Raw genomic sequence first — 23,359 nt, forward strand, 5'->3', positions numbered from 1 at the left:
TTCCTCATATATAATGTAAACATAATTAATATGAGGAGAGGATATAATGAAAAGAAGAATCATAAGTATAGATGAAGAAAAATGTAACGGCTGTGGACTGTGTGCTAATGCATGTCATGAGGGAGCAATTGGCATGATAGATGGGAAGGCAAAATTATTGAGAGATGATTATTGCGATGGTTTAGGAGACTGTTTACCAGTTTGCCCAACAGGAGCTATTACATTCGTTGAAAGAGAAGCTTTAGAATATGATGAGAAAGCAGTACTTGCAAAGAAATCATCAAATGATAACCACACACATTCTTGTCCAGGTTCTATGGCAAAAGCAATAAAAAGAGATGAAAATATTTCATCAGTAACTACTGAGAAAGTAAATGTAAGCAGCATGCTAAAACAATGGCCAGTTCAAATAAAATTAGCACCAATAAAAGCACCATATTTCCAAAATGCTAATCTACTTATAGCAGCAGATTGTACTGCATATGCATACGGAAATTTTCACAATGAATTCATGAAAAATAAAATAACTTTAATTGGATGTCCAAAATTAGACATGGTAGATTACTCTGAAAAATTGACTGAAATAATTAGACAAAATGATATCATGAGTGTTACAATTGTGAGGATGGAAGTACCATGCTGTGGAGGAATTGTGGAAGCTGTTAAAAGAGCATTAATGGGTAGTGGGAAATTTATACCATGGCAAGTGGTGACGATTTCTGCTGATGGAAGGATACTAGATTGATCAAAATAATTATTGTTGACTTAATATATTAACTATGCTATTATAAGCTTCGTGAATTGAATATCTTGATGCCTTATCAAGAGTGGTGGAGGGACAGGCCCATTGAAACCCGGCAACCTATTAAAGGTGCTAATTCCTGCAGAGTTTATAATTCTGGAAGATGAGGTTTGTTTGTTAAAGACGCCTTTCCTTTTGGAAAGGCTTTTAATATATAATTTTCGAGGAGGAATAAAATGAAAAAATGGTATTTTACATCTGAATCTGTAACTGAAGGTCATCCAGATAAAGTCTGTGATCAGATATCAGACGCGATATTAGATGAAATATTAAAGCAAGATCCTAATGCTAGAGTTGCATGTGAAACAGTTGCTTCAACAGGGCTTATATTGGTAGCAGGAGAGATAACTACTGATTGCTATGTAGACATACCTAAAATAGCAAGAAAAACTGTGGAAGAAATAGGATATGTTAGGGCAAAATACGGTTTTGATTCAGATACATGTGCAGTTTTAACATCTATAAATGAACAATCTCCAGATATAGCATTAGGCGTTGATAAAGCTTTAGAATTGAAAGAGAATTTATCTAATGATGAATTAGATAAAATAGGAGCAGGGGATCAAGGGATGATGTTTGGATATGCATGTAATGAAACACCTGAACTAATGCCTATGCCAATTTCACTAGCTCATAAGTTAGCAAAAAGACTTGCAGAAGTTAGAAAAAATGGTACACTGGATTATCTAAGGCCAGATGGAAAAACACAAGTCACTATTGAGTATCATGATGATTTACCTGTAAGAGTTGAGAACATTGTAGTTTCAACTCAACATTCACCAGCAGTAACATTAGAACAAATTAGAGAAGATATAATTGAACACGTAATTACTGAAATAGTACCACCTTCTATGATTGATGATGACACAAAAATATATGTAAATCCAACAGGTAGATTTGTCATTGGAGGACCAATGGGAGATGCTGGGCTCACTGGAAGAAAGATCATAGTAGATACTTACGGTGGTTATGCGAGACATGGCGGCGGAGCTTTTTCTGGAAAAGATCCCACTAAAGTAGATAGGTCAGCTTCTTATATGGCAAGATATGTAGCTAAAAATGTAGTTGCAGCAGGGCTTGCTGATAAATGTGAAGTTGCACTTGCATATGCTATTGGGGTCGCACATCCATTATCTGTAAATGTCGAGACATTTGGTACAGGTAAAATAAGTGACGAAGAAATAGTAAAACTCATTAAAGAAAATTTTGATTTAAGACCTGCAGCAATTATCAGGGACTTGGATTTAAAAAGACCAATTTACAGGCAAATAGCAGCTTATGGTCATTTCGGCAGAACTGATTTAGATTTAAGCTGGGAAAAAACTGATAAAGCAGAAGTTCTAAGGAAAGCTCTATAAATAAAACCCTCTCATTAGAGAGGGATTTATTTATATTTTTGTTGTATAATAATAGCAGTAGAGATATTGTTGGAGGTAAATCATGATTATAGAAGGTACTGTTGAAGATATAATATTTAGAAATGAAGAAAATGGATATACTGTTGGGAGACTAAATACATCAGATGGACCAATTACATTTGTAGGTAAGGCTTTCTTCATAAAAAATGAACAATACGTTGAATTAGAAGGGGACTTTATATATCATGATAAATTTGGTGAGCAATTTGAATTTACCAGTCTAAAGGAGAAATTACCATCTACTTTAAGTGGAATAGAGAGCTATTTATCATCTGGGTTAATACCAAATATTGGGAAAGCAACTGCAAAGAAAATAGTAGATAGATTTAAGGAAGATTCTTTGGATATAATTCAGTATGACCCAGAAAGATTATTAGAAGTGGAAGGCATCGGAGAGAAAAAGCTAATAAAGATAATGAAAGCTTTTGAAGAACAAAGAGAAATAAGGCAGATTGTAGTAGAACTTAAAGAATACAACATTTCAACTAATCAAATACTTAAAATATATAAACAATACGGCAGTGAAACTGTTAGATTAATTAAAGAGAATCCTTATAGGCTAATTGAAGATATAAGAGGAATAGGATTTAAGATTTCAGATGAAATTGCAAATAAAATTGGGATTGACATGGAATCGCCTCATAGAATAAAGGCGGGCCTTAACTATATCATGCATGAAGCAATAGCTGATGGCCATACTTATTTGCCAGAGGGAGAGTTAATAAAAAAGGCAGGGAGTTTGCTAGGAGTACCAAAAGATAAAGTAATCGATGAACTAAAAAGTTTGTTGATTTCTGACGATTTTGTAAAGATGAAGATTGATGATGAGGATATTGTGTATTATGCACCATACAATACTTTTGAAAACAACATAGCAAGAAAACTAGTAGAATTGAGCAATGTAAAATTAGATGATATTAATATTGATGTAGACAAAGAAATAAATGACATTGAAAGAAAATTTAACATAAAATTTGCTAAAAAACAAAGAGATGCCGTAAAAAGTTCAATAAACACTGGAGTAGTTGTCTTAACAGGAGGGCCAGGAACAGGCAAAACTACAATCATAAAAGCTATAATCGAGATTTATAAAAAAGAAAGTAAAACATTTGTACTAGCAGCACCAACTGGACGCGCAGCTAAGAGAATAAAAGAATCCACAGGATATGAAGCAAAGACATTACACAGACTTTTGGAAATATCATATACAGAAGAAGGATTTAATTTTTTAAGAGATGATGAAAATCCAATTGAAAGCGATTTGATAATAGTAGATGAAGCGTCTATGGTTGATATTTTAATTATGAACAGCTTGATGGAGGCTATAAAACTTGGGACAAGACTGATATTAGTTGGTGATATAGACCAACTTCCATCAGTTGGAGCAGGTAATATATTAAGAGATATAATTAATTCAAATATAATCAAAGTCGTGAGATTAGATGAAATTTTTAGACAAGAAGAAGAAAGTATGATAATTGTAAATGCACATAGGATTAACAATGGTCTTTTCCCAATTTTAAACGAGAAAGACAAAGATTTCTTTTTTATAAATAAAAATTCTACAAAAGAAGTTTTAGAAGAGATAAAAGAGTTAGTTGTAGAAAGATTACCGAGATATTATGGATTTGATCCAATTAACGATATTCAAGTCTTATCACCAATGAAAAAGGGTGAGGTGGGAATAATTTCTCTAAATAAAATGCTTCAGGATGCCTTAAATCCACCAGCTAAAGATAAAGCACAAAAAATATTTGGGAGCTTTTGTTTCAGAATTGGAGATAAAGTGATGCAGATAAAAAATAACTATCAGATGAAATGGACAATAACAAAAGATGAGGGAAGAGAAGAAGGCGAGGGCATATACAATGGAGATATTGGAATAATAAAAGATATAGATGATGAAAATGAGATTATAAAAATTTTATTTGATTTTGAAAAAGAAGTAGAATATGATTTCAAAGATCTTGATCAATTGACATTATCTTATGCGATAACAATACATAAATCTCAAGGAAGTGAATTTAGAGCTATCATAATGCCAATCACTTCTGGTCCTAAAATGCTTCTAACTAGAAATTTGCTATATACTGGCATAACAAGAGCAAAAGACCTTGTTGTATTAATAGGCGATAGAAGATATATTTATATTATGGTTAAGAACAACCTTATAGAAAAAAGGTATTCTTCTCTTGACAGAAAAATACAACAATACTATAGCTATTTTTTTAAAGAAGGTATGAATTATGATAAATAAATTTTTATTTCCATCAGATAATATATGTAACTTTTGCAAAGATTATGATGAAAATCTAAAACATGGGTTATGTAAAGAATGTAGAGATAGAATTGAAGAATTACATTCTAAGTTGGACGTAAAAATTGATTATGTCGATGAGTTATATGTTTCTCTGCTTTACAATAGATTTACGAAAGATTTTATTCATCAGTATAAATTTAATAATAAAAGTCATCTTTTTAAGACTTTTTCATCATATATGAATAAGACTTTAAATGAGTTAGGAATATTTGATTATGACCTTATCATACCAGTGCCAATACATAGAAGGAAAGAGGCTATAAGAGGATATAATCAATCATATTTGTTGGCACAAGAAATAGCTAAATACAATAATAAGCCATTATTTAAAGATATACTTATAAAAAACAAATGGACAAGAGAACAAAATAAGTTAAATTTGCATGAAAGAAGATTAAATCTAAGAGATTCTTTTTTAGTAAAAAAAGAAGAACTGATCTTAGACAAGAAGATATTATTAATAGATGATATTGTAACCACTGGAATGACACTTGAGTTATGCGGTAAAGAGTTAAAAGAAAATGGCGCAGATAAAATAATTGCACTTTGTTTATCTACGCCAATAAGATAATTATTTTAAAAAGAAGTCATATAAGAAACTAGTTTCTTTATTAAATGCAACCTCATTTTTTTTATAATAGAGGTAAGTAGCATTAATCTCTCCACCTAAGATGATTATCATACTAATTATATACAGCCACATGAGAAATACAATAACTCCACCTAAGCTCCCATAAGTTACTGCATAATTCCCAAAATTATTCACATAATAAGAAAATAAAATAGAAGCAATTATCCAACCCAATGTAGAAAATATCGAGCCAAACAATGTAGATTTAAATTTAATTTTATTCTCTTTATTTGTGCTAGGGGTATATTTGTATATGAGCGCAAATATTACAATCATATACAGAATAGGTATAATAAACCTTAGATATTGCCAAAGAGTTAAGAACAAAACCTCGTTGCCAATAATTGTAAATATCCAATTACCAAGCAATTCCCCTACAACCAGCGTAATAAAGACCATGACTATCAAAATCAATAAAGCTACAGTAAATAACAGTGAAAGTAATTTTCTTTTAAGGTAAGATCTATTTTCTTTAAAACCATAAGCCGCATTTATAGATCTCATAGTTACCATCATACCACCTGATGCAGTCCAGAGGCCTCCAATAGCAGCTATAGACAAAAGACCTTGACTACTATTGGTTGCTATATCCTTGACAAAACCTTCGATAATATTCGTAACTTCACTAGGTAAAAATTCTAAAAACTCTAGAGGTACTTCACCAGATATAGCTGGTGAGAGACTCAATAAATTTAAAAGCACAATTAAGAATGGAAATATAGAAAGTACGAGATAAAAAGCCATTTGTGCTGAATAACCAAATATATAATCATTAAGTAGATTGTAAATAAAATGATCAAGAACAACAATTGGTTTATGTTCTAGCAGTCTATCTATAATTTTATTCAAAAATAACACCAACTTTATTTTAGGTATTTATCAAACCAATGAGTGATCTCTTCTAATCTCTTAATTCTATGTTTTGGTTTACCTGAACGTGACAGCTCATGATTTTCACCTTTAAACATGACTAGTTTTGACTCAACACCATGGTATTTTAATGAATTAAACATCTGAAAACCTTGATCTATCCAACACCTATAATCTTCATTCGAATGAATGAATAGAGTAGGAGTAACCACATTATTAGCATATTTTAATGGAGAATTATCCCACAATTTTTGTTGATTTTCCCAAGGGTTTGAACCTACTTGATCTTGAACAAAATAATACCCAATATCTGAGGTCCCAAAGAAGGAAACCCAATTTGAAATACTTCTTTGAGATGCAGCAGCTTTAAATCTATTTGTATGTCCTATTATCCAATTTGTCATGTACCCACCATAAGAACCACCAGTTACACCTATATTATCTTTATCTATATTTGGATAGAGTTCAAGTATTTTATCTGTAAAAACCATTATATCATCATAATCTATACTTCCATATTTGCCCCTAATATCTGCAAATTCATCACCATACCCGTCACTACCTCTTGGATTTAAAAAGAATACGAAATAGCCTTCATTTGCCCAAACCTGCATTTCATGGTAAAAAATACTACCATAGCAAGTCTTTGGACCACCGTGGATATCCAATATAGCAGGATATGATTTTGTTTTATCAAAATCAATGGGTTTTAAAACAAAGCCATCAAGTGAAACATCTTGATTTTTTACATTTACATAAATTGGCTTTGAAATAGTTTTCTCTTCTGCAACCCAGAGATTAAAATTAGTTATAGGTCTTTCATTTTCTTCTAAAATATAAAGCTCTTGAAGAAAGATATCTCGTAATCCTGTGAAGTATATTTTTCCATTGACCACATCAAAACCGTCGATAGAACCGTTTGGCTGAGTTATTTTCTCTAATTTCCCATCTAGAGTCAATTTATTTATAAAAGAATTGTATCCACTGGTAGATATAAAATATAATGTATCACCATCTACTTTGAAATTATGAGAACCTCCATACCTACAATCAGAGCCTACTGAATTGCCAATACCCTCATCTAAATTTAATAGCATTTTACAGTTAGATCCATCATTGTTCATTAAGAATATATCTAGGTTTTGATTTATCCCATATTTTTTCATATCTGAACCAAAGAAAACAATTTTATCCCCAACATAGTAAACGCATGCGTAGTTAAAATCATGAAAAGGAGAAATTTTATCCAATTCTAAACTACTTAAATCTAATGTGTAGATATCACTATACAAATTCATTTTATCTGTAAAAGAAGATGCTATGAGCAAAGCTTTATCTTTTGTTTTCGACAAATGAACTTGATGCACATTTGTGAACTCATCAGTAATTGGAATTAATTTATTTTCGTTTTTAACATAGTAATACAGACGAGCTCTTTTTTTATTTGTGAAACCTTCGCCGTTAGACCAAAATGGAATTTCATCTAATACTTCATAATCTGAAATTTCCTTTTTTTCATTTATTTTTTTATCTAACTCTTCATCACTAAGAAATATTGTTTCTCCTAAGCTTTCATCATATAGAGCAGTAAATAGATAATGGTTTTCATCGATCATATCTGTAGAGAGTATATTTAAAGGCACACTAAAGCTTTTATTTGCTTCACCACCATCTATATTTATCTCATAAAAAACTGTAAGAGGATAACCCTTTTCAGATTTTTCCTTGTCTTTTTTATCTCTGAGTGCTGTAAAAATAATATTCTTTTCATCTTTCCAAAAGAAGCTCTTTTCTTCATTAAAACTAGTTAACTTTCTAATCTCATCATTTTCATGTGCGATATAAATATTGGATAAATATTTATTTTCTTCTACATCTATACCGCTTACTACAAAACCGCAAAATTTAGCATCGGGGGAAATATTAATTGATGATATAAATTTAAAATCTGTAAAATCTTTTAACTCTAATTTGTTCATAATTACCTCCATTAAATATTTGATTTTTTTGGTGTAAATATTAATATATTATCCATCTTCCTTCTATCCCATTGATTGATGAAAGGAAGACAGACTTTACCTATAGAAGTTAAGATAAGCTTATTTTTTCCATCAAATTCTATTAAACCTATCAAATGAAGAATATATAAAAATACAGATAATTCTTTATCATATAAAGTAAATTGATGAATTAAATCTTCTAGTGATAAAGGGGATCTAACCATATCGTTTAATATTATTATGAATGAATCTTTTAAATATTCGGCTTTTTTTAGATCAATTGGAAAAAGAGTTCTAATAAAATCAATTTTAAATATTTCAGATAAAATAACTTGCATTTTTTCCTCTTGAGTTAATATTAGATAATCTTCAACAATATTACTTGGTACTAATTGATTATTCTTTATCTCAAGTACTTCTAAGGACAAACCTAAAACTTTGAATACATCCAAAACATCAAAATTTAATTTTAAATCATTGCCAATTTCATATGAACCGAACATAGAGTCTAATAATACCAATTTATCAGCTTTTTTAATCTTTTGTTTTTTTTCTGTTAAAGTCAAAGGATTTGATATAAGATATATTAAAAAAACATAGAAATCTTTAATGAAATCATCACTAATAGTTAAATCTAATTTTGATAATTTAGAAATAAGGTAGGTATCCTTACAGAAATAGCTATCTTCTATAGGGATCTCTTTTATGAAATCAAATCGATTTTCTCTAATCATTTTTATTTGTTTTAAAGAATTAGAAAAGTCTTTTGTTTGAGTTGATTTAAACATAATATATTCAGTTAAAACTTCTAAATATAACGAGAAAGACTCACTAGATATAATGAAACCTTCATTAATTGCATCTTTAAAGAAGCCAATAAGATCAACTTTATTAAGGTCTCTTAGGCTCAAATCTTCAGGGTCTAAATAATATTCATATATTTCAAATAATTTGTTTATATATTTTTCTGATACACTTGGATCTCTTTTTAATTTAATATAGTTCTGAAATTCTTCAATGTCTTCATATATAGACAATGCATCTTCTTTAGAAGGATTAAAATGCTCATATGCATTCATGTAAAACATATCATAAAATCTAAAATAATTATTCTTTACATAATCAGAAAAAGAAAGGCTAAAGTCTTTAGATAATTCATAGTTAAAGTCATAGAGAACTTCTTTGATAAAGTAAGGGACTACAGACTTAGGAGCATAAATAATTTCTCCAGAAAAAAGGTTTCGTTTCAAAACATTATCTATTCTCGCTAGAAAATAATCTCCGGTTTTAAGAATTTGTTTTCCTGATGGTTCAAGTATCTCAATAACCTCAGCAGTGAATACATTATTTGCGATTATAATTTCATTTTTTATCTCCAAGATTTCATATAAAGACGGGTAGGACATTTTCTTTGCTGTTAATATTTCTTTTTCAATACTGTTAATTAAAAAGTTGTCTTCTAAATATTTATCTATAACTGTTTTACCTTCTTCGTCTTTATAATCACATATTAACCACAAGTTAAAGGCAGTGCTTCCTTCATCCAATAGAGATAGTGGATACATAAGCATTACTTTATTGTATAGTTCATCTCTAATCTTTTTAATACTAATATATTTTTCAAGATTTTGGTAAATATCGTTATTAATCTGCATTAGAACATCATAATTCAAATTTTTCATTTATACCTCCAAATCATTAGGTTAATCTATATTTGATAAATTGCTTAAAAGCGACGAAATATGATAATTATAAATTACATCTTCTCTAGTTATTTCATTATCACATTTGAGAAATAGAGTCATATTTAATAATTTTTCAATCAGCGATTTATTGCTTTCATTAAGGCAACATTTACAATTTAAAGATTTTAATGTTGATAAATCATTAAATACACCTTGCATCAATTTTAACTTTATTGAATTATCATTAAACTTCGTTTTGTTTTTGAAACTATAGCGTTCCTCATCTTTTGCTAACTCATAAGTAGCCTCTAATTTATCTAATTTAGACTTAAATCGAGAAATTTCAATTTTATTTCTTCCTGTAATTATATCATAAAGTATATCTATAGCATCATCTTTCATAGAAGAAAAGATAAGATCAAATTGGCTGTTACTATGTGGAGCAGAGATTGAATAATTTACTAATACTCCAATAATTATACCCACAGATGTATCAAGTACTCTATTAATTGCATAATTAATGATTTCTGTATCTCTATTCATGTAGACAGCAATAAAAACCATAGCAGCAAGAGAAATTGCTTTTTTCCAATTTAGTAAATTTAATATGTGAATTACTATTATTATTCCAATACCCATGCAAAAATAATTAAATGGAAATATGTAACTCATAATTAATGCAACTATTGCTCCGGTGATAGTTGCCAACATTCTGTTTTTACCAGACTGAAAGGATTCTGAAACGCTAGATTGCATAGTACTAATAGCACCTAGTCCAACAAAAAGTGGAGAGTATAATCCTAATAAATCTGAAATATACATTCCTAAAGAAACCGCTAATCCTGTTTTTATTGTTCTCATTCCAATTTTATATTTTTCTAACTTCATAAATAACTCCTCAAAAATATTTCTAATTATATTATAACATTAATACATAATTATCAAGATATTAATCCACAAATAAAAATCGCTTAATATGAGTTTTCCACAAAACAATCCACATTATCCACAGAATAAACAATATTTATCCACAAAATTAACAACATATTTTCCACAAGTAATTAATAATCATTTGAATTACAAATCATTGTTTAATGTATATATTTTTTAGGTATAATAGTAATAAATAGTATAAGCATTGACTTATCTGAAAGGAGCTGGGTTTATGAAAATAAATTTTACTGGAAAAAACATGGAGGTAACAGATGCTTTAAAATCTGTAACTGAAAAAAAGCTCAGTAAATTAAACAAGTATTTTCAAAATGACATCGTTGGGAATGTAACTTTTAATACCGAAAAAAATAGAAAAATAATAGAAGTTACCATAAACCTCCCCGGGACAATTTTAAGAGCTGAAGAATCAAGTGATGATATGTATGCATCTATTGACAAGGCTGTAGATGTCTTAGAAGCACAAATGAGAAAACATAAAACAAAATTGCAAAAGAGATATAAGACTGGAGAGACCATAAGATTTGAGAATTTGACTTCAATTGATGAATATGATGAAGATAAACCTAAATTAGTAAGAAGAAAGAGATTCGTATTAAAACCAATGACAACTGATGAAGCCATACTACAAATGGAATTATTAAGACACAACTTTTTCATATTTATGGATTCAGAAACAGAAGCTGTAAGTGTGGTATATAAAAGGAAAGATGGAAACTATGGTTTGATAGAACCAGAAATTTTATAAAATTTCATAAATTATTGTAGATAAACAGGGGAAACCCTGTTTTTTTTGTGAAAAATAAAACCGAAATAAAACTAGAATAAAACCGAAATAAAACCGGCTAATGGTATTATATAAAAAAGATAAATCGGAAGTGGTGATTATGGAGTGCAAATCGAATAATGATTTTTATTTTAGCTTTATTCCTATTTTTAACAATAACAATGAATTTTCAGATTTTTTATTAATGGATGTTAACGATAGCTTTGTAGATCTATTTAATATAGAAAAGGATAAAATAGTTGGTAAAAAAGTAACAGATATTATAGTTAATTTTCATGATTTTTTTCCTTCATTTAAATATATATATTACAATATGACTCCAGGAAATAATAAAAAATATCGAAAGTATCTTGTAGAACTTAAAAAAAATTATCTTATAAATGTATTTACATTGACCGATTTTAGGACATATATTTATTTTTCGGATTTAAGTTTTACTAATAAATAATTATAGCAATATAAATTTAAATAATTAAACAAACAGGCAAACTTATCGAAAGATAAGGACGCAAAGCTATGAGTCTAAGGTTAGATGCTAGGATGGTCAAGCTGCTTTTAAAGCAGCTTTTTTTGTATAAAGTAAAAGGAGGAGTTTGAAATGGGAGATTTTAAATATGCATATAGGGATTTTATTTTAGAACGGAGGGAGAAAAATGAAACGCACGCTTAATAAGGGAATATCTTTTCTTTTAGCTTTTATCATGGTTTTTAGTATGGGGTTTTCAAGTTTCGCAGATGATGCAAACTATATAGAAACTAATGAAGAAGTGTTAATAGAAGAAGAAATTCCATATTCAGAAGAAGTTATTGAAACAACAGAAGAAAAGGTGCCTATAATCGCTGAACCGATTTTAGATGATAACCTTGGAACACAGAAAGATGAAACTAAATTTAAAAATTTAGAAGTAAATCATTTAGATGCCTTTACGGGAGAAATGATTTCAAAAGACGTTTTTGACTTAGAGGTCGGTAAAGAAGTAGATCCAGTGAACTATATTTTAGAGAATTTAGGAGATAAATTTATTAAGAGTAGTTCACCAAAATTCATTATGGCTGAAGACAGTAGTTTTAATTTGTATTACGAAAGTGATGCAGCTATTGGAGATAATCCAGATAATTTAACAATGGAACAAATATTAGAAGGCGAGCCTATATCTACAAGTTTTTTAGATAAAAGTATAAATATGAGGAGCTTTTCTAGTCCTTCTAAGGTAGTCTCTTCTAATAGTAATGAATGGCCAAATCCAGGAGCTATAAATCTTTCAAAAGCAGCTTCGCCTGTTCAAGGTTCGAGTAATCTTTGGGAGATAAGTTTATCAATTGAAGGAAAAAATTTATTGACAACAAGTGATACTGTTTTAGTGCTCGATATATCAGGAAGCATGAAAGATGGTAATAAGCTACAGAATATGAAAAGCGCTGCTAATGAATTTATCGATAAACTATTATTACCAGATGGGGTTAATAGGGTAGCTATTGTAGCATATAGTGGTGCAGCTAACCAACTATCAGGGTTTGTTGATTATACGAGTAAATCAACACTAAACAGTTTAATAAATTCGTTAAGTGCAGATGGTGGAACAAATATTCAGGCAGGAATTCATTTAGCACAAAATTTACTAGACGCTTCACAAGCAACAAACAAGGTAATGGTTTTACTAAGTGACGGTCAACCAACATATAGCTATAAGGTAACTGAGGCAACAGGAATAACACTTGAGGATCATTGGTGGTTTTGGACTCCAGATGTAATTTTAAATGATCCTCAAATAGTAGCAGTAGATTATTCTGATCGAGTAGGAAATGGCTCATCTTTTCTAATTGGCGAAAGTGATAGTTACCAAGTTCCTTGTACTATTCCTGGGCATGATCATGGGCCATTTGATAGTGGTTTTCCAAGTAATCATGGAATCCCAACTATATTTGAGGCAAACTTAGCGAAAAGTAAAGGAACTCAAATATATTCAATTGCTTTTAATGCTGATCCTAATGGACAAAGTGTATTAAATAGTAGTCAAAATGCTGGATATTATCAACTTAATTCAAGTGATTTAAGTCCTTTGAATGCAGTATTTAGTGAAATTAGTGGGAAAATTTCATATGCTGCAAAAGATGGAGTGGTAGTTGACCCTATGGGTGATATGTTTGATTTAGCTAGTTCTCAAACAGAAATAGTTGTTAGCCAAGGTAGCGTAGAAATTCAAGGGAACACTATAATTTGGAATACTGGGAATATTGCAGAAGGAAACCCAGCGACCATGAAATATATCGTTCGCATTAAATCAGGGGCAGACGAAGATATTTTATATCCAACGAATAAAGAAACTGTATTTTCATACACTGATTCTAATGGGAATGAAATGACGAGTAATTTTCCAATCCCTAAGGTAGCAATTGGTGGCGGAAAAATAATTTTAATAGGTTACGAAGTTAATGAAAATGGCGAGCCTATTAATAGTGAAGGAGTAGTTGTAGAAAGACCTGACTTAGCAAATGAGCTTTACAATAGGAGTTACGCTGATACTCCATTAGGTTATAATCAAACTTATACTGTAACTCCAGACTATATAGATGGATATCAATACCAAAAATATTATTGGAATGAAACCCAAGGGACAGAAGATAGCTTAGATATATTATTGCAATCAAATAACCCAACAGAAACTGTTTATTTTGGATATAGTAAAATAAAAACAGTAACTGTAACTTTTAATGAAAATTACCCAGGGGTAAATGAATATACCAGAACTTTAAATAAAGGAAGTTCCCTTGGAACAAATATGCCTCCTGACCCTAAAAGAATTGGATATACATTTGTTGGATGGAATACTAATTCAAATGGTACAGGGAGCACATTTAAAAGTGATACTCCTGTAAATCAAGATATTACTGTATATGCTCAGTGGGAAGAGAATATAGTTCCATCACTAGAAATAACAGACTACACTGGAATATATGACGGAGAAAACCACAGCATAGAAGTAAAGGGTTTAGTAGACGGAGATAAAGTATACTACAGTGAAGACGGAAATACTTGGCAAGAAGGAAATCCAAGCTACACTAATGCAGGAGAACACAAAGTATATGTAAAAGTAGAGAATCCAAACTATGAGGATAGGGAAGGATTTGGCACAGTAAAAATAACACCAAGAGACATAAGTATACAATCACAAAGCGCAAATAAAGTATATGATGGAACACCATTAACCAAGAATGAATTTACAATAATCAATGGTGAACTTGTTGAAGGAGAAGAAATTACAGTTGTCATAACAGGATCACAAACAAGTGTAGGCTCAAGTAAAAACACAATAGACAGTATTAGTATAAAATCTGGAGATACAGATGTTACAGAAAACTACAATATTACAAAAGTAGAAGGAACATTGACAGTAACACAACCGTATTATCCACCATATATACCACCTGAAGAAGAAATAGATGAAGAAGTACCAACTGATCTCCCTGAATTGACAGATGAGCATATAGCATATATTCAAGGATATCCAGATAATACTATAAGACCGCTAGCATTTATTACGAGAGAAGAAGTCGCAACTGTTTTCTATAGACTCTTAGATCCAGAGTACAGAAGCATGGTATTTTCGACAGAGCAAAATTTCTTAGACGTAAAAGCAACTAGATGGTCGAATAAACACATCGCAACACTAGTAAATGCAGGGGTAATATTAGGATATGAAGATGGTACTTTCAAACCAGAGAAATATATCACCAGAGCTGAGCTAGCAGTAATTGCATCAAGATTTGACAATTTAAGTCCATTTGAATCAGATAAATTTAGTGATATCAAAGGCCATTGGGCAAATAAGTATATCAATTCTGCAGCTGAAAAAGGATGGGTTAACGGATATGAGGATGGTACTTTCAAACCAGACAATTATATTTCAAGAGCGGAATTTGTCACATTAGTCAATCAAGTTTTGAATAGAAGAGTTTCTAAAGAAAATATTCTTGAGGATGCTAGACAATTCCCTGACTTAATAGAAGGCAAATGGTACTATGAAGCAATGCAAGAAGCAATAAATAGTCATGAATTTGAATGGTTAGAAGATGACACAGAGAAATGGACAAAAATTTATTACCCAGATTTGGACATGTAACCATTATAATAAAAAGCCCTCAATTGAGGGCTTTTTACCTGTCTTAGGGTTTATGAAATAAACACTACAATGGTTTACAATAATAGAAAAAATATTTTGCATAATGCTTTATAAATGGTATAATATAATGACGTTATAAAAAAGGATACAAATTGTAGTGTGATTTGAAAGGATGATGTAGACAAATGAGTTTACTAAACAAAGTATTTGGGACATATAGTGAAAGAGAGCTTAAAAAAATAGATGGGGTAGTAGATGAGATAATTTCATTAGATGATGAAATATCAAGACTATCTGATGAAGAATTAAAGAATAAAACAGTTGAATTCAAAAATAGATTTGCAAATGGCGAAACTTTAGATCAATTGTTACCTGAAGCTTTTGCAGTTGTAAGAGAGGCATCACATAGAGTGCTTGCAATGAAGCATTTTAAAGTTCAACTTTACGGAGGAGTAATACTCCATCAAGGCAGAATTGCGGAAATGAAAACTGGTGAAGGAAAAACTTTGGTCGCTACATTGCCTGCGTATTTAAATGCAATAGCAGGAAGAGGTGTTCATATAGTAACTGTCAATGATTATCTTGCTAAAAGAGATAGACAATGGATGGGGAAAATATATGAATTTTTAGGACTTTCCGTTGGATGCATAGTTCATGGATTAAACAACAAAGAAAGAAGAGAACAATACGCTTGTGACATAACTTATGGGACTAACAATGAGTTTGGATTTGACTATTTGAGAGATAATATGGTCATATATAAAGAAGAAATGGTACAAAGAGATCTTTTCTATGCCATTGTAGACGAAGTTGACTCTATATTAATTGATGAAGCGAGAACTCCTCTGATCATATCAGGGGAAGGAGATAAGTCGACGTCTTTATATGAGATGGCAGATAAATTTGCACAAACATTAACTTTTAGATACCTTGATCCTAGCGAAGAAAAGCTTGATCCATTTAACAGAGAAATTAAAGAGGAAACTGTTGACTATATAGTTGACGAAAAAGCTAGAAGTATTATGCTAACTGAGAATGGAACACGAAAGGCTGAGAAGTTTTTTGGTTTAGAAAATTTAGCTGATATAGAAAATATGGAGATAGCACACCATATTAATCAAGCCTTAAAGGCCAGAAGCCTTTTTAAAAGGGATATTGATTATGTAGTCAAAGATGAAGAAGTAATCATCGTAGATGAATTCACTGGGAGATTGATGTTTGGAAGAAGATATAGTGATGGATTGCATCAAGCAATTGAAGCAAAAGAAAAATTAAAAGTAAGATCTGAATCAAAGACTTTAGCAACCATAACATTCCAGAATTATTTTAGAATGTATGAAAAATTAGCAGGTATGACAGGTACTGCAAAGACAGAAGAAGATGAATTTAGAGAAATATATAATATGGACGTAATTGAAATACCAACTAATAAGCCTGTTATAAGAATTGATTACCCAGATGTTGTATACAAAAATGAAGAAGCTAAATTTAGATCTGTTGTAGAAGAAATAAAAGAAAGACATGCGACAGGACAACCTATATTAGTGGGAACTGTAACTATAGAAAAATCTGAACTTCTTTCAAAAATGTTAAAGAAGGAAGGAATAAAACACGAGGTATTGAATGCTAAGCAACATGAAAGAGAAGCAGAGATAATTGCTCAAGCTGGTAGATTAGGTTCAGTAACAATAGCAACTAATATGGCTGGTCGTGGTACCGACATAGTGCTAGGTGGAAATCCTGAGTATATGGCTAAACAAGATATGAAAAAAAAGGGATATGATGATGAAGTTATAGCATTGGTAGATAGTTTCTATGATACCGATGATGAAAATATATTAGAAGCAAGAAAAGTATATCAGGAACTAGTGGATAAGTATGAAGAAATAACTAGAAAAGAACACGAGAAAGTAGTAGAAGCAGGAGGACTTCATATAATTGGCACTGAGAGACATGAATCAAGGCGTATAGACAACCAATTAAGAGGTAGATCAGGTCGTCAAGGAGATCCAGGTAGTTCAAGATTTTATATATCTCTTGAAGATGATTTAATGAGATTATTTGCAGGAGACAGAATAAAAGGCTTGATGGAGAGTGCAAATATGCCTGATGACGAACCATTAGAGCATAGTTTGTTGACTAGGACTATAGAAAATGCACAGAAAAAAGTAGAAGGTAACAACTTTTCAATAAGAAAACATGTTCTTAAATATGATGATGTAATGAATAAGCAAAGAGAGATAATTTATAAAGAAAGAAGAAGAGTTTTAGAGGGAGAAAATTTAAAAGACCATATATTAGAAATGGTTAAAAATTTAGTAGAGTCTAATGTGGAAATTTACACAAGACAAGCTAAATATCCTGAAGAATGGGATCTAGATGGCTTGGAGATATTTTTAGAAAAGACATTTGGAATGAGAAAGGGAGTTTTGTCTAAACTCGATATTGAAAGCTTAACAAAGGAGAAATTGGTAGATTATATTTTAGACAAAGCAAATGAAATTTATTCTTTGAAAGAGCAAGAATTTGGTGAAGAGACATTCAGAGAAATCGAAAGAATAGTTTTGCTCCAAGTTGTAGATACTAAATGGATGGATCATATAGATGCTATGGATCAGCTTAAACAAGGTATAGGATTAAGATCCATGGGACAGGAAGACCCAGTAAGAGCTTATCAAATAGAAGGGTTTGACATGTTTGAGGAAATGACAACTAGCATTTGGGAAGACACAGTGCAATTCTTATTCCATGCCGCAAAGTCAAAACCAGTTGAAAGAAAAAGAGTTGCTAATCCATTAGAAATTGGAAATTCAGAAGGCGCTAAAAAACCTGTAGTAAATAAAACGAAGAAAGTGGGCAGAAACGATCCATGCCCATGCGGAAGCGGTAAAAAATATAAAAAATGTTGTGGTGCTCCTGATAAAGAAAATGCAATATAACGAAAGGGTGATAGTGTGGATTTATATTTAGACAAAGAAAGATTATCTAATTGTTTAAATACAATGATTGAGTTGGGTGTTTCACTTTGACTTACCAACTAAAAGAAAGTCTGTAGAAGAACTTGAAAAAAGCACCTATGATGAAAACTTTTGGAAAGATCAAAAAAATGCTCAAAATACGATGCAAAAAATTAAAAATTTAAAAGAGCAAATTGAAACTTACGAAAGACTAAATAACAAAGTTGAAGAACTCGATTTTTTATACCAATTGATGCTTGAAGAAGATGATTATACAGACTATGAGACAGTAGAAAAAACACTTGCGGAAATTGAAAAAGAAGTTGATGAGTTTAAAATATCCACATTATTAAGTGGAGAGTATGATGAAAATAATGCCATATTATCCATTCATGCAGGCGCAGGAGGACTAGAGGCACAAGATTGGGCTGAAATGCTACTTCGAATGTATAGAAGATGGGCAGAAGACAAGGGATATAATGTAGAAACTTTAGATTTGTTACAAGCTCCAGAAGCCGGCATTAAATCTGTGACTTTGTTGATTTCAGGATACAATGCATACGGATATTTAAAAGGTGAAAAAGGTGTGCATAGGCTTGTGAGAATTTCTCCATTTGACGCTTCTGGTAAAAGGCATACTTCTTTTGCCAGTGTAGATGTTTTTCCTGAGCTTAAAGAAGAAGAAGAAATTGAGATAAATGAGAAGGATTTAAAAATTGACACATATAGGTCAACTGGAGCAGGGGGGCAACATGTTAACACTACAGATTCTGCTGTTAGGATTACTCATATCCCTACGGGAATAGTTGTCCAATGCCAATCTGAGAGGAGCCAGTATTCTAACAAAGAAACTGCTATGAAAATGCTCAAAGCCAAATTGATACAGCTAAAAGAAGAAGAGAACAAGGAAAAAGTAGAAGATTTACAAGGCTCTTATTCTCAAATAGCTTGGGGTTCACAAATTCGCTCATATGTTTTTCATCCTTACAGTATGGTAAAAGACCATAGAACCCAAGCAGAGGTTGGCGATGTCTACAGGGTAATGGATGGCGACTTAGACTATTTTATAAATGAATATTTAAAATACAAAGCTCTTCAATAGAAGAGCTTTAATTAAGTTTAGGAGGGAAATATGGATATAATTAAAGAAATTGCAAGAAGTTTAGGACTAAAAGAAAAGCACGTAGAAAATGCAGTTAAATTACTAGACGAAGGGAATACTATACCGTTTATTGCAAGATACAGGAAAGAACTAACTGGAGAAATGACAGACATAAAATTAAGAGAGCTAGACGAGAAACTTACATATTTGAGAAATCTTGAAAAGAGAAAAGAAGACGTAATTAGGTTAATTGAGGAACAAGGTAAAATAACAGATGATCTGAGAAAAGAGATAGAAATGGCTGAGAGCCTTCAAAGAGTAGAAGACCTTTACAGGCCATTTAGACCAAAGAGAAGAACTAAAGCTACAATTGCAAGAGAAAAAGGCTTGGGTGAACTAGCAGAAACAATTAAGCTTAACAAATTAAAAGATGATGAACTATTAAAATTTGCGACAAGTTTTTTAAATAAAGAAAATGATATAAATAGCATAGATGAAGCATTTGCTGGAGCTAAAGACATAATAGCAGAAGACATCTCAGATGATGCTAACTTGAGAAGAAAAATCAAAGACTCTCTTTATAAACATGGAATTATTGTTACAAAAGCTATAGATGAAAATTTAGAATCGGTTTATGAAATGTATTATGACTATAAAGAGCCAATAAAAAGTGTTGCTAATCACAGAATATTAGCCATAAATAGAGGGGAAAATAAAAAAGCGTTAAAGGTAAGCTTAGAAACAGTTGACTTTGATTTAATAAAATTGATAAAAGATGAAATGATGACTGACAACAACAGTCTTTCTAATGATTTATTAGAACAGGCAATAGAAGATTCTTTTAAAAGACTTTTATTTCCGTCAATAGAAAGAGAAATCAGAAGTGAACTTACACAAAGAGCTGAAGAAGAAGCAATAAAAGTATTTTCACTTAATTTAGAGCCTCTACTCATGCAACCTCCAATAAAAGGTAAAGCGATATTGGCGATTGACCCTGGATTTAGAACAGGACTTAAAGTAGTAGTTTTAGATGAAACAGGAAAGCTTTTAACCCATACAAATATTTTTCCGGTAGAACCCCATAACAAAGTTGAAGAAAGTGAAAAAACATTATTAGAATTAGTAAGTAAATACAATGTTGAGATTATAGCAATTGGCAATGGGACTGCTTCACGAGAAACTGAGAGCTTTGTTGTAGACTTTATCAAAAAATATAATCAAAATCAGCTAAGCTATATAATAGTTAGTGAAGCTGGAGCTTCAATATACTCAGTGTCGGAAATTGGGCAAAAAGAATTTCCAGATAAAGATGTCACAGTTAGAGGTGCTGTCTCAATAGGCAGGAGGGTATTGGATCCACTAGCCGAATTAGTAAAAATAGAGCCAAAACACATAGGAGTAGGACAGTATCAACATGATTTAAATCAAAAGAGATTAGATGAAGTATTATCAAATGTAGTTGAAGACTGTGTAAATAGGGTAGGAGTTAATTTAAATACAGCAAGCATATCGCTATTAAAGTACGTATCGGGGATAAACTCTAAATTAGCAGAGAACATAATAGCATATAGAGAAGAAAATGGAAAATTCACTTCTCGAGATGAACTATTGAGAGTTAAAGGAATGGGTGAAAAATCATTTAAACAGTGTGCAGGTTTTTTAAGAATACCTGAAAGTAAAAATATTTTAGATAACACGAGTGTACATCCTGAAAGTTATGATATTGCAAATAAATTAATCAAATTAGATTATAGATTAAAAGATGTAGATGAACTATCAAAAGAATTGAACATAGGTAAACCAACATTAATTGATATAATTAGAGAACTTGAAAAACCTGGTAGAGATTTAAGAGAAGACAGACCAAAACCTATTTTAAGAAGTGATGTTTTAAAAATCGAAGATTTGGAAATAGGAATGGAACTTTTGGGTACTGTGAGAAACGTAGTAGATTTTGGAGCATTTATTGACATTGGTGTAAAAGAAGATGGATTGGTTCATATATCAGAGATATCGGAAAAATACATTAAGCATCCTAAAGAAGTTTTAAAAGTAGGAGATATTGTTAAAGTAAGAATATTAAATATCGACTACAATAAAGGGAGAATATCTCTTAGCATGAAAGGAATAAGCCAAGCTAATTAGCTTGGCTTATTCTGAAAATCTTTTAAATGAGTTTTCCATCAACTTGTTTTTGTTCACTATTCTTCTAACATAATTTCCCTTACAAAATACTCCATGTGCATCCGAACCTGTATATTCTAAAGTCAATTCATTTCCGTTCACTTTAACAACCTTTGTACTCAATACAATTTCTTCACCTACTAATGTTGGATTTTCATGTGTTATATCAACATAAACACCTATAGTTATGTAATCCTTAGGCAGCAGATCATCGAGCATTTCGCTAGAAGCCTCTATCATCATATGTATGATAGCTGGAGTAGAAACTAGAAAATAGAGCTCAGGTGAGCCTGCATTAGCACAAGAATCATTAGGAGATGTCAGCTTTTTAAAATTGAAAATCATACCTTCTTTTATATTGTGTTCTATCATATCTGATCCTCCTCAATTTAAAGTTTATTTCTATAGCTTTTTATACCCAAATTAATACATAAAAATAATATACTATGATAATAGTGGTGAAATTGTTGAATCCATATAGATTTTTTTAACTCAAGGTTAATCCCAATAAAATCAAAGATAATGTATAGAATAGATCTAACTTTTAATGTCAGGTCACAAATTTAAATTAGGGGTTAAAAAATACAATCAAATGTTGTATAATTATATTGCTTATTAAATTTAATGCTGATGTGGCTCAGTGGTAGAGCAGTGCACTCGTAATGCACAGGTCGTCGGTTCAAATCCGACCATCAGCTCCATTATATGTAAAGAGGAGAATATAAATGTCTGAAACTCTAAACTCAATTGAGAAGTTAAATGATAAATCAAATGTAAAAAAAGTAATTGGAATTTTAAGTGGGAAAGGTGGCGTTGGAAAGTCCCTTGTAACTTCTATTATTGCCATAGAAATGCAAAGACGAGGAAACAAAGTAGCCATTATGGATGCTGATATCACAGGTCCTTCTATCCCAAAGATGTTTGGACTTACTGAAAAAGCCAAAGGAAATAAAGATGGTATTTTACCAGTAAAAACTAGAACTGGTATAGATGTCATGTCTCTTAATTTATTGTTAGAAAATGACACAGATCCAGTAGTTTGGAGAGGACCAATAATTGGAGGAACAGTTAAACAATTTTGGACTGAAGTTATTTGGGAAGATGAAGATTATATGTTTATCGATATGCCACCCGGAACAGGTGATATAGCTTTAACAGTTTTTCAAAGCATTCCTGTAGATGGAATAATTGTAGTGACATCTCCTCAAGAATTAGTATCTATGATAGTAACCAAAGCTGTAAAGATGGCTAAGATGATGAATATACCGATCATTGGATTGGTTGAGAATATGAGCTATTTTAAATGCCCTGACAACGGCAAAGAATATAAAGTATTTGGCGAAAGTCATATTGATGAAATAGCTAAAGAGTTTAATTTAAAAGTATTAGCAAAACTACCAATAGACCCAGAAATTGCTCAAAGATGTGACAGAGGGGAGATTGAAACAATAGGACTTAATTTACTCGATTCACTAGCTAATGAATTAGAAAAATAAATATTTATATTACAAGTTTCCAAGTATTTTTTTAT

Annotated in this window: 16 protein-coding genes, 1 tRNA gene and 2 riboswitches; of the genes, 12 read left to right on the forward strand and 5 right to left on the reverse strand. The window is 31.0% G+C overall.

The window, feature by feature from the left end:
- The first annotated feature begins 46 nt into the window (after positions 1-46).
- The 4 genes from E4100_RS06675 to E4100_RS06690 all read left to right on the forward strand — a co-directional run bounded on the left by E4100_RS06675 (position 47) and on the right by E4100_RS06690 (position 5,111).
- Positions 47-745 (forward strand): ATP-binding protein, encoded by a 699-nt coding sequence (locus tag E4100_RS06675; protein WP_135271259.1) that lies wholly within the window; start codon positions 47-49, stop codon positions 743-745.
- Between the two features lie 70 nt (positions 746-815).
- Positions 816-912, forward strand: a riboswitch (SAM riboswitch).
- 66 nt (positions 913-978) lie between these two features.
- Positions 979-2,160 carry a methionine adenosyltransferase gene (metK, locus tag E4100_RS06680; RefSeq protein ID WP_135271260.1) on the forward strand — a complete coding sequence of 394 codons (1,182 nt, stop codon included), beginning with the start codon at positions 979-981 and terminating at the stop codon, positions 2,158-2,160.
- A gap of 82 nt (positions 2,161-2,242) precedes the next feature.
- Entirely contained in the window at positions 2,243-4,477 is a 2,235-nt protein-coding gene (gene recD2, locus E4100_RS06685; protein ID WP_245196373.1) for an SF1B family DNA helicase RecD2, read from the forward strand.
- On the forward strand, positions 4,467-5,111 hold the full coding sequence (locus E4100_RS06690; RefSeq protein ID WP_135271262.1) for a ComF family protein: 645 nt from the start codon (positions 4,467-4,469) through the stop codon (positions 5,109-5,111). The genes recD2 and E4100_RS06690 overlap by 11 nt, the downstream gene beginning before the upstream one ends.
- Here the strand turns inward: E4100_RS06690 and E4100_RS06695 are convergent, their stop codons facing one another.
- The 4 genes from E4100_RS06695 to E4100_RS06710 are packed head-to-tail and all read right to left on the reverse strand — an operon-like array spanning position 5,112 to position 10,614.
- Positions 5,112-6,020, reverse strand: a complete 909-nt coding sequence (locus tag E4100_RS06695; protein WP_135271263.1) for a YihY/virulence factor BrkB family protein — start codon at positions 6,018-6,020, stop codon at positions 5,112-5,114.
- Positions 6,021-6,034: 14 nt separating this feature from the next.
- Complete coding sequence (locus E4100_RS06700; RefSeq protein WP_135271264.1) at positions 6,035-8,020, reverse strand: S9 family peptidase; 1,986 nt, start codon at positions 8,018-8,020, stop codon at positions 6,035-6,037.
- A gap of 11 nt (positions 8,021-8,031) precedes the next feature.
- Positions 8,032-9,723: a DUF7986 domain-containing protein gene (locus E4100_RS06705; RefSeq protein WP_135271265.1), complete on the reverse strand. Its 1,692-nt coding sequence runs from the start codon at positions 9,721-9,723 to the stop codon at positions 8,032-8,034.
- Positions 9,724-9,744: 21 nt separating this feature from the next.
- The gene (locus E4100_RS06710; RefSeq protein WP_135271266.1) at positions 9,745-10,614 is read right to left on the reverse strand and encodes an FUSC family protein; all 870 of its coding nucleotides are present in this window, start codon (positions 10,612-10,614) and stop codon (positions 9,745-9,747) included.
- A 277-nt stretch (positions 10,615-10,891) separates the two neighbouring features.
- On the opposite strand from E4100_RS06710, the gene hpf reads away from it, so the two are divergent.
- From hpf to E4100_RS06740, 6 genes are all read left to right on the forward strand, one after another.
- Positions 10,892-11,425 carry a ribosome hibernation-promoting factor, HPF/YfiA family gene (gene hpf, locus E4100_RS06715; protein WP_135271267.1) on the forward strand — a complete coding sequence of 178 codons (534 nt, stop codon included), beginning with the start codon at positions 10,892-10,894 and terminating at the stop codon, positions 11,423-11,425.
- 139 nt (positions 11,426-11,564) lie between these two features.
- Entirely contained in the window at positions 11,565-11,912 is a 348-nt protein-coding gene (locus E4100_RS06720) for a hypothetical protein (RefSeq protein ID WP_135271268.1), read from the forward strand.
- Positions 11,913-11,937: 25 nt separating this feature from the next.
- Positions 11,938-12,021: riboswitch (cyclic di-GMP riboswitch) on the forward strand.
- A gap of 96 nt (positions 12,022-12,117) precedes the next feature.
- The gene (locus tag E4100_RS06725) at positions 12,118-15,585 is read left to right on the forward strand and encodes an S-layer homology domain-containing protein (protein WP_135271269.1); all 3,468 of its coding nucleotides are present in this window, start codon (positions 12,118-12,120) and stop codon (positions 15,583-15,585) included.
- Between the two features lie 185 nt (positions 15,586-15,770).
- Positions 15,771-18,524 carry a preprotein translocase subunit SecA gene (gene secA, locus E4100_RS06730; protein WP_135271270.1) on the forward strand — a complete coding sequence of 918 codons (2,754 nt, stop codon included), beginning with the start codon at positions 15,771-15,773 and terminating at the stop codon, positions 18,522-18,524.
- Between the two features lie 63 nt (positions 18,525-18,587).
- A protein-coding gene (prfB, locus tag E4100_RS06735) for a peptide chain release factor 2 (protein WP_209315304.1) occupies positions 18,588-19,644 on the forward strand; the annotation gives its coding sequence in 2 pieces (ribosomal slippage) (positions 18,588-18,611 and positions 18,613-19,644; 1,056 coding nt in all).
- A 30-nt stretch (positions 19,645-19,674) separates the two neighbouring features.
- On the forward strand, positions 19,675-21,789 hold the full coding sequence (locus tag E4100_RS06740) for a Tex family protein (RefSeq protein ID WP_135271272.1): 2,115 nt from the start codon (positions 19,675-19,677) through the stop codon (positions 21,787-21,789).
- 6 nt (positions 21,790-21,795) lie between these two features.
- Here the strand turns inward: E4100_RS06740 and E4100_RS06745 are convergent, their stop codons facing one another.
- Positions 21,796-22,200: a thioesterase family protein gene (locus E4100_RS06745; RefSeq protein WP_135271273.1), complete on the reverse strand. Its 405-nt coding sequence runs from the start codon at positions 22,198-22,200 to the stop codon at positions 21,796-21,798.
- A 254-nt stretch (positions 22,201-22,454) separates the two neighbouring features.
- On the opposite strand from E4100_RS06745, the gene E4100_RS06750 reads away from it, so the two are divergent.
- Together E4100_RS06750 and E4100_RS06755 are read left to right on the forward strand one after the other, a co-directional pair.
- Positions 22,455-22,529 (forward strand) — tRNA-Thr (locus E4100_RS06750).
- Positions 22,530-22,553: 24 nt separating this feature from the next.
- The gene (locus E4100_RS06755) at positions 22,554-23,324 is read left to right on the forward strand and encodes an Mrp/NBP35 family ATP-binding protein (RefSeq protein WP_135271274.1); all 771 of its coding nucleotides are present in this window, start codon (positions 22,554-22,556) and stop codon (positions 23,322-23,324) included.
- Positions 23,325-23,359: the final 35 nt, after the last annotated feature.

The organism is Soehngenia longivitae, assembly GCF_004684055.1.
GTDB classification, from domain to species: Bacteria; Bacillota; Clostridia; order Tissierellales; family Tissierellaceae; genus Soehngenia; species Soehngenia longivitae.